Annotated in this window: 8 protein-coding genes; all 8 read left to right on the top strand. The window is 71.2% G+C overall.

Features of this window, described 5'->3' with window-relative positions:
- Window positions 1–272: 272 nt before the first annotated feature.
- Window positions 273–1,439, top strand: coding sequence for a 3-deoxy-7-phosphoheptulonate synthase (locus ABZ642_RS19655; RefSeq protein ID WP_360485222.1), 1,167 nt, complete (start codon window positions 273–275; stop codon window positions 1,437–1,439).
- 73 nt (window positions 1,440–1,512) lie between these two features.
- Window positions 1,513–2,283, top strand: a complete 771-nt coding sequence (locus ABZ642_RS19650; RefSeq protein WP_360485219.1) for a 2,3-dihydro-2,3-dihydroxybenzoate dehydrogenase — start codon at window positions 1,513–1,515, stop codon at window positions 2,281–2,283.
- Between the two features lie 52 nt (window positions 2,284–2,335).
- Window positions 2,336–2,977 carry an isochorismatase family protein gene (locus ABZ642_RS19645; protein WP_360485952.1) on the top strand — a complete coding sequence of 214 codons (642 nt, stop codon included), beginning with the start codon at window positions 2,336–2,338 and terminating at the stop codon, window positions 2,975–2,977.
- Window positions 2,974–4,878 carry an anthranilate synthase family protein gene (locus ABZ642_RS19640; RefSeq protein ID WP_360485216.1) on the top strand — a complete coding sequence of 635 codons (1,905 nt, stop codon included), beginning with the start codon at window positions 2,974–2,976 and terminating at the stop codon, window positions 4,876–4,878. The genes ABZ642_RS19645 and ABZ642_RS19640 overlap by 4 nt, the downstream gene beginning before the upstream one ends.
- Window positions 4,866–5,198, top strand: coding sequence for a hypothetical protein (locus ABZ642_RS19635; RefSeq protein ID WP_360485213.1), 333 nt, complete (start codon window positions 4,866–4,868; stop codon window positions 5,196–5,198). The genes ABZ642_RS19640 and ABZ642_RS19635 overlap by 13 nt, the downstream gene beginning before the upstream one ends.
- A 45-nt stretch (window positions 5,199–5,243) precedes the next feature.
- Window positions 5,244–5,384, top strand: a complete 141-nt coding sequence (locus tag ABZ642_RS19630; RefSeq protein WP_360485210.1) for a hypothetical protein — start codon at window positions 5,244–5,246, stop codon at window positions 5,382–5,384.
- A 196-nt stretch (window positions 5,385–5,580) separates the two neighbouring features.
- Window positions 5,581–6,768, top strand: coding sequence for a 3-hydroxybenzoate 6-monooxygenase (locus ABZ642_RS19625; RefSeq protein WP_360485207.1), 1,188 nt, complete (start codon window positions 5,581–5,583; stop codon window positions 6,766–6,768).
- Window positions 6,765–7,030: chorismate synthase (locus tag ABZ642_RS19620; RefSeq protein ID WP_360485204.1), on the top strand; the 266-nt coding region annotated here is incomplete at its 3' end. The genes ABZ642_RS19625 and ABZ642_RS19620, both read left to right, overlap by 4 nt.

Below are 7,030 nucleotides of genomic sequence, written 5' to 3'. Positions count from 1 at the left end.
CCCCGGCGTCGGCAAAACAATCACGACAAACTATTTCGTCGGTTCACCCCCGGGGCGCACCCCCCCCCCGGGACTCCGTGCTTTCCGGAACTCCCCGTTCCCGGCCGTATGAATTCACCCCGACCTGCGGATGAATTGATGCCGCTCCGCCGGAACCTGACGAAGTAGCGATTCCGCCCTTCACGGAGTTTCCGTAATTCTGCAGAATCGGTGAAAGCAACTCACGAGTTCAGCCGAAGAAGTCCTTCTTCATCTCCACGAGAGGAACCGAGGTGGACAGCGAGCTCGCTTACATCGAATCGCTTCCCGCTCTTCAGCAGCCCGATTGGCGGGGTCATCCTGAGACGGAGCGGGCGAGGCGGGAACTGAGCGCGCTGCCGCCGCTCGTCGAGGCCGCGGAGGTGACCCGGCTGCACGACCACCTCGGGACGGTCGCCCAGGGGCACGCCCAGGTCATCCAGGCCGGTGACTGTGCCGAGGACTGGGCGGAGAACGGCCGCGTGGACATCGCCCGCAAGGCGGCGGTGCTCGACCTCCTGGCGGGTGTCATGCGGGTCAACACGGGCCGGCCGGTGGTGCGCGTGGGCCGGCTCGCCGGCCAGTACGCCAAGCCGCGCTCCCGGCCCACCGAAACGGTCCAGGGCGTCGAACTGCCTGTCTACCGCGGGCACATGGTGAACGATCCGAACCCCGACCCGGTGCTGCGCCGGCCCGACCCCCGGCGCCTGCTGACCGGCCACCGGGCCGCGCGCGAGGTCATGGAGCACCTCGGCCGGTCCGGCGGCGCCGGGCGCGCGCAGGCCCCCGTGTGGACCAGCCACGAGGCCCTCCTCCTCGACTACGAACTGCCCATGCTGCGTCGGCAGGACGACGGCGGTCTGCTGCTCACCTCGACGCACTGGCCGTGGATCGGCGAGCGCACCCGGCAGGTGGACGGCGCCCACGTGGCGCTCCTGGCGGCCGTGCGCAACCCGGTGGCCTGCAAGGTGGGACCGGGCATGACGCCGGAGGAACTGCTGCGCCTGTGCGAGCGGCTGGACCCCGGCCGGGTCCCCGGGAGGCTGACGCTCATCGCGCGGATGGGCGCCGGCACGGCACCCCGAAAGCTCCCCGCCCTGGTCGCCGCCGTACGCGCCGCCGGGCACCCGGTGATCTGGCTGTCCGACCCGATGCACGGCAACACCGAGTCCGGCCCCGACGGTCTGAAGACGCGATTCGTGAAGACCGTCGTACGCGAGGTCGAGGAATTCCAGGAGTCCGTGACGGCGGCCGGCGGAATTCCGGGCGGCCTGCACCTGGAAACCACCCCCGACCATGTCACGGAATGCGTTGCCGATCGCACGTTCCTGGATTCGGTCGGAGACAAGTACACGAGCTTCTGCGACCCGCGGCTCAACCCGCGCCAGGCCGTTGAGGTCGCCTCGGCCTGGCGCCGCTGAGAGGGTGCTGAGAAGGCGCTCAGAAGGCGCCGAAAAGTCACCGAAAAGTCGCTGAGAAGGAGACCGGTTCGCTATGCGAGAAAAGATCGCCCTGGTCACGGGAGCCGCGGGCGGAATAGGCGAGGCCGTCGTCCGCACCCTGGGCGAACGCGGGGCCTCGGTGGCCGCCGTGGACAAGGACGCCGACCGGCTGAGCGAGGTGACCGGGAAACTGGCCGCCGCCGGACTGCGGGTACGGGCGTTCCCCGCCGACGTCACCACGAGCGCCGCGGCCGAGCGCCTGGTCGCGGACGTCGAGGACGCCCTGGGACCGCTCGACCACCTGGTCAACGGGGCGGGCGTACTGCGCCTGGCGAAGGCCCGGGACCTCACCGACGAGGACTGGGCCGCGACGTTCGCGGTCAACACCACCGGCGTGTTCTACATGTCGCGCGCGGCGGTCGACCGCATGGTCCGGCGGCGCTCCGGGGCCGTCGTCACCATCGCCTCCAACGCGGCGGGAACGGCACGCGTGGACATGGCCGCGTACGCGGCGTCCAAGGCCGCGGCGACCATGTTCACCAAGTGCCTCGGCCTGGAGGTCGCCCGGTACGGCATCCGGTGCAACGTGGTCGCCCCCGGCTCCACCGAGACCCCGATGCTCACGTCCATGTGGCGGGACGACCACGGGCGCGCCGCGACCCTCGAAGGATCGCCCGACGCCTACCGGGTCGGCATACCGCTCGGCAAGCTGGCCCGCCCCTCGGACGTGGCCGAAGCGGTGGCGTTCCTCCTCTCGGACCAGGCCTCGCACATCACGATGCACGACCTCACCGTCGACGGCGGCGCGAGCCTCGGCGTCTGACGACCCAAGCGATACGAGGAAGACCATGCCAGGGACACCGTCCATGAAAACCGTGCCGGGGATCCCCCCCGTCCAGCCCTACCCGATGCCCCGGACCGCCGACCTGCCCGCCAACACGGCGGCGTGGCAGGCCGATCCGGACCGCGCGGTCCTGCTCGTCCACGACATGCAGCGGTACTTCCTGCGGCAGTTCAACGCGGACGAGGCGCCCGCTGCCGACCTCGTGCGGAACGCGACCCGGCTCCGCGAACAGGCGGTCGCCTCCGGCATGCCCGTCGCGTACACCGCGCAGCCGGGCGGCATGACCGACGAACAGCGCGGACTGCTCAAGGACTTCTGGGGACCGGGCATGCGCGTCGACCCCGCCGACCGGGAGGTCGTGGAGCCGCTCGCCCCCGGCCCGGACGACTGGCTGCTCGCCAAGTGGCGCTACAGCGCGTTCTTCCGGTCCGACCTGCTGGACCGGATGCGCGCCCACGGCCGCGACCAGCTGATCCTCTGCGGTGTGTACGCGCACATCGGGGTGCTGTCCACCGCGGTGGAGGCCTTCACCAACGACATCGAGACGTTTCTGGTGGCCGACGCCGTCGCCGACTTCACCGAGGCGTACCACCGGCTGGCCCTCGACTACGCCGCCGAGCGCTGCGCCCTGGTCACCACCACCACGTCCGTGATCGAGGAGCTCGCCCGATGAACGAGGAGAACCCCGGTACGGCACCCGACCTGCTCGACCGGATCCTCGGGCCGCGGCCGTCCGCCTTCGCGCTGCTGCACCGCCCCGAAGCCAGCGGCCCTGACACCCTGGAGATCTTGACGGGTACGGCGTCGACGGTGGACGCCGTGGCCCGGATCCCCCTGAGCGAGGCCCCCGATCCCGACGCCGGGACGCGCCAGGAGGTCCTGGCGTTGATCCCCTACCGTCAGGTCGCCGAGCGCGGCTACGTCTGCGCCGACGACGGCGAACCGCTCATCACGATCACCGTGGAGGAGCAGACCTCCGTCACGGTGGGCGACGCCCTGCGGCGGCTGCCGGGTGAGCCGGTCGTGCTCGACGGCGGCGCCTTCGACCTGGACGACGACGAATACGCCGGCATCGTCCGCAAGGTGATCGCGGACGAGATCGGCACCGGCGAGGGAGCGAACTTCGTCATCAAGCGGTCCTTCGTCGCCGACATCACCGGCTACACGGTGCGCAGTGCCCTCGCGTTCTTCCGGCGGCTGCTGGAGCGGGAGCAGGGCGCGTACTGGACGTTCGTCGTGCACACCGGCGACCGCACCTTCGTCGGCGCCTCCCCCGAGCGGCACGTGAGCCTGCGGGCCGGCCGGGCCGTGATGAACCCGATCAGCGGCACCTACCGCTATCCGTCCTCCGGCCCCACCCTGCCGGGGGTGATGGACTTCCTCGCCGACCGCAAGGAGGCCGACGAGCTGTACATGGTCGTCGACGAGGAACTCAAGATGATGGCTCGGATCTGCGACCCCGCTCCCCGGGTCGTGGGGCCGTATCTGAAGGAGATGGCGCGGCTCGCGCACACCGAGTACTTCATCGAGGGCGCGAGCGACCACGATCCCCGCACGATCCTGCGGGAGACCCTGTTCGCACCGACGGTGACGGGCAGTCCGCTGGAGAGCGCCTGCCGGGTGATCAACCGGTACGAGCCCCGCGGGCGCGGCTACTACAGCGGCGTGGCCGCCCTGATCGGGCAGGACAAGCGGGGACGGCGCACGCTCGACTCCTCGATCCTCATCCGCACCGCCGACATCGACGGCGCGGGCCGGCTGAGCATCGGCGTCGGCGCCACCCTGGTACGGCACTCCGACCCGGACTCGGAGGTCGACGAGACCCGGGCCAAGGCGGCCGGTCTCCTCACCGCGCTGGGCGCCGAAGGCTCCGGGCGCCTTGCCGAACACCCGCGCGTGCGCCAGGCCCTCGCGCAGCGCAACGACTCGATCGCCGGGTTCTGGACCGGCGAGCACGCCCAGTGGACCGGCCGGAGGTCCGAACTGGCCGGCCGCCGGGTCCTCGTGGTGGACGCGGAGGACACCTTCACGTCCATGATCGGCCACCAGCTGCGGGCCATGGGGCTGAAGCCGACGGTCCGGCGCTTCGACGAGCCGTACTCCTTCGACGACCACGAACTCGTCGTCATGGGTCCGGGCCCCGGTGATCCGCGCGCCACCCGGCACCCCAAGATCGCACGACTGCGGTCCGCGATCCACACGCTGCTGGACCAGCGCCGGCCCTTCGTCGCCGTATGCCTGAGCCATCAGGTGCTCAGCACCCTGCTCGGCCTGGAACTGGTGCGCCGGCCGGTGCCCAACCAGGGAGTCCAGCGGGAGATCAACCTGTTCGGAGCACGGGAACGGGTCGGCTTCTACAACACGTTCGCCGCCCGTGGCACGCAGGACGAGTTCGACGTTCCCGGCGTGGGGACCGTCGAGGCGAGCCGGGACGACGACACCGGAGAGGTTCACGCGCTGCGCGGGCCGGGCTTCGCCTCGATGCAGTTCCACGCCGAGTCGGTGCTCACCCAGGACGGCGTCCGCATCGTCGGCGACGCGCTGGAGGGGGCGCTGCGCCTATGCGCGTCGTGATCGCCTGGTGGGACCTCGACGGGTCCGGGCAGACCATCGCCTCGCTCCGGGACTTCCTGCGCGACGAGGCCGTGGACCGGTTCTCCCGGGTACCGGGGCTGCGTCTGAAGGTGTGGATCTCGGACGAGCGCACCAACCGGTGGGGTGCCGTCTTCCTGTGGGAGTCGGCACAGGCCGCGGCCGCGCCCATTCCGGCCCGGGCCGCCGAACTCATCGGCCGTCCGCCCGCCGAGAGGCACGTCTTCGACGTCGAGGCCACCACGGAGGGCGCCTACGACAGCGTCGAACTGGCCCGTCTGGGCCTCGCCTTCACCGGCTGAGCCCCGCCCCGCCCCGCCCCTGTGCCCTGTGCTGGAGGACAGTCCATGACGGACACGACCGCGCACCCCGCCGCAGGAACGGCCCGTATCCCCGGATCCAAGAGCAGCACCGACCGCGCCCCGCTGCCGGCCGCCGCCGCGACGGGCACCTCCCGGCTGCGCTTCCCGCTCGTCAGCGCGCCATGACCCTGGCCCTCATGCGCCGGTTCGGCGCGAAGGCCACCGAACGGCCCGCCGATGTCATCGAAGTCCGGCCCGGCGGCTACGGCGCCGTCGACCTCGCCGTCGAACCGGATGCCTCCACCGCCGGGTTCCCCGAGGAACCGCGACGGCTCTTCCCTCCGACCTTTCGGCCGGCTTCCCCACAGCGACAAGGATCACGATGAAGGTACTCATTGCCGGGGGCGGTATCGGTGGCCTCGCGGCGGCACTGAGCATCGCGCGCCACGGCCACCAGGCCGTCGTGCTGGAACGAAGGGACACCTTCGGCGAACTGGGCGCGGGCATCCAGCTGGGCCCGAACGCCTTCCACGCCCTGGACTGCCTGGGCGTCGGCGCGGAGGTCCGGCAACACGCGGTGCACATCGACGAGTTGAGGTTCATGGACGGAACCACCGGACAGCGGGTCGCGAGCATGCCGCTCACCGGCGCGTACCGCACCCGCTTCGGCAACCCGTACGCCGTCGTGCACCGCGGCGACCTCTACCAGACACTCCTCGACGGCTGCCTCGCGCAGCGGAACGTCACCCTGCACACCAAGTCCTCCGTGACCTGGTACGAACAGGACCCGGACAGCGTCACGGCGATCACGGACACCGGGCGCCGCTTCACCGGCGCGGCGCTCATCGGCGCCGACGGCATCCGTTCCGCCGTGCGCGGCCGGCTTGTCGGGGACGGTTCGCCACGCGTGTCCGGGCACACGATCTACCGGTCCGTCATCCCCATGGAGCGGGTTCCGCGGGAACTGCGCTGGAACACCGTCACCTTGTGGGCCGGCCCCAAGTGGCACTTCGTCCACTACCCCATCGGCAGCGGGAAGTTCCTCAACCTGGCGGCCACCCGCGACGACGGCGCACAGGACGTCGTGGCCGGCAGGCCCGCCGAGCGGACGCACGTCCTGTCCGAGTTCCCCGACCTGAGCGACACCGCCCGGCAACTGCTGGAACTGGGGACCGACTGGAAGGAATGGGTGCTGTGCGACCGCGACCCGGTCGAGCGCTGGACGGACGGCCGCGTCGCCCTCCTCGGCGATGCCGCGCACCCCATGCTCCAGTACGCGGCCCAGGGCGCCTGCATGGCCCTTGAGGACGCCGTCGTCATCGGCGAACTCCTCGCGGGAGCCGCCGGAGACGTCCCACCGCGCCTGGAGAAGTACAACGCCGAGCGGTACGAGCGCGCCGCCAGGGCGCAGCAGGTGGCCCGTGCCATGGGCGAGCGGCTCTACCACCCGGCCGGAGACGCCGCGGCCGCCCGCAACACGATGCTCTCCTCCCTCACGGCCGGTGAACTGTACGACCAGGTCGAGTGGCTGCACGGGGCTCGCGTCGGCGGGGCGGGAGAGCATCGTTGAGCAGGCTGCGTTGGCTGACCGCGGGGGAGTCCCACGGCCCCGCACTCGTCGCGACGCTGGAGGGCCTTCCCGCCGGCGTGCCGATCACGACCGAGATGGTCGCGGAGCACTTGGCGCGGCGGCGGCTCGGTTATGGACGCGGTGCGCGCATGAAGTTCGAGCAGGATCAGGTCACCTTCCTGGGTGGTGTGCGGCATGGTCTGACGCTCGGTTCGCCGGTCGCGATCATGGTGGGTAACACCGAGTGGCCGAAGTGGGAGCA

This window comes from Streptomyces sp. NPDC007157 (genome assembly GCF_040634235.1).
Taxonomy (GTDB): Bacteria; Actinomycetota; Actinomycetes; order Streptomycetales; family Streptomycetaceae; genus Streptomyces.
The sequence above is the reverse complement of the archived record's forward strand: the minus strand, read 5'-3'. Positions and strand labels throughout refer to the sequence as shown.

Coding starts and splice junctions, on each gene's coding strand:
- ABZ642_RS19650 (WP_360485219.1), top strand. CDS start 1,513: ATGCGAGAAAAGATCGCCCTGGTCACGGGAGCCGCGGGCGGAATAGGC.
- ABZ642_RS19640 (WP_360485216.1), top strand. CDS start 2,974: ATGAACGAGGAGAACCCCGGTACGGCACCCGACCTGCTCGACCGGATC.
- ABZ642_RS19635 (WP_360485213.1), top strand. CDS start 4,866: ATGCGCGTCGTGATCGCCTGGTGGGACCTCGACGGGTCCGGGCAGACC.
- ABZ642_RS19630 (WP_360485210.1), top strand. CDS start 5,244: ATGACGGACACGACCGCGCACCCCGCCGCAGGAACGGCCCGTATCCCC.
- ABZ642_RS19625 (WP_360485207.1), top strand. CDS start 5,581: ATGAAGGTACTCATTGCCGGGGGCGGTATCGGTGGCCTCGCGGCGGCA.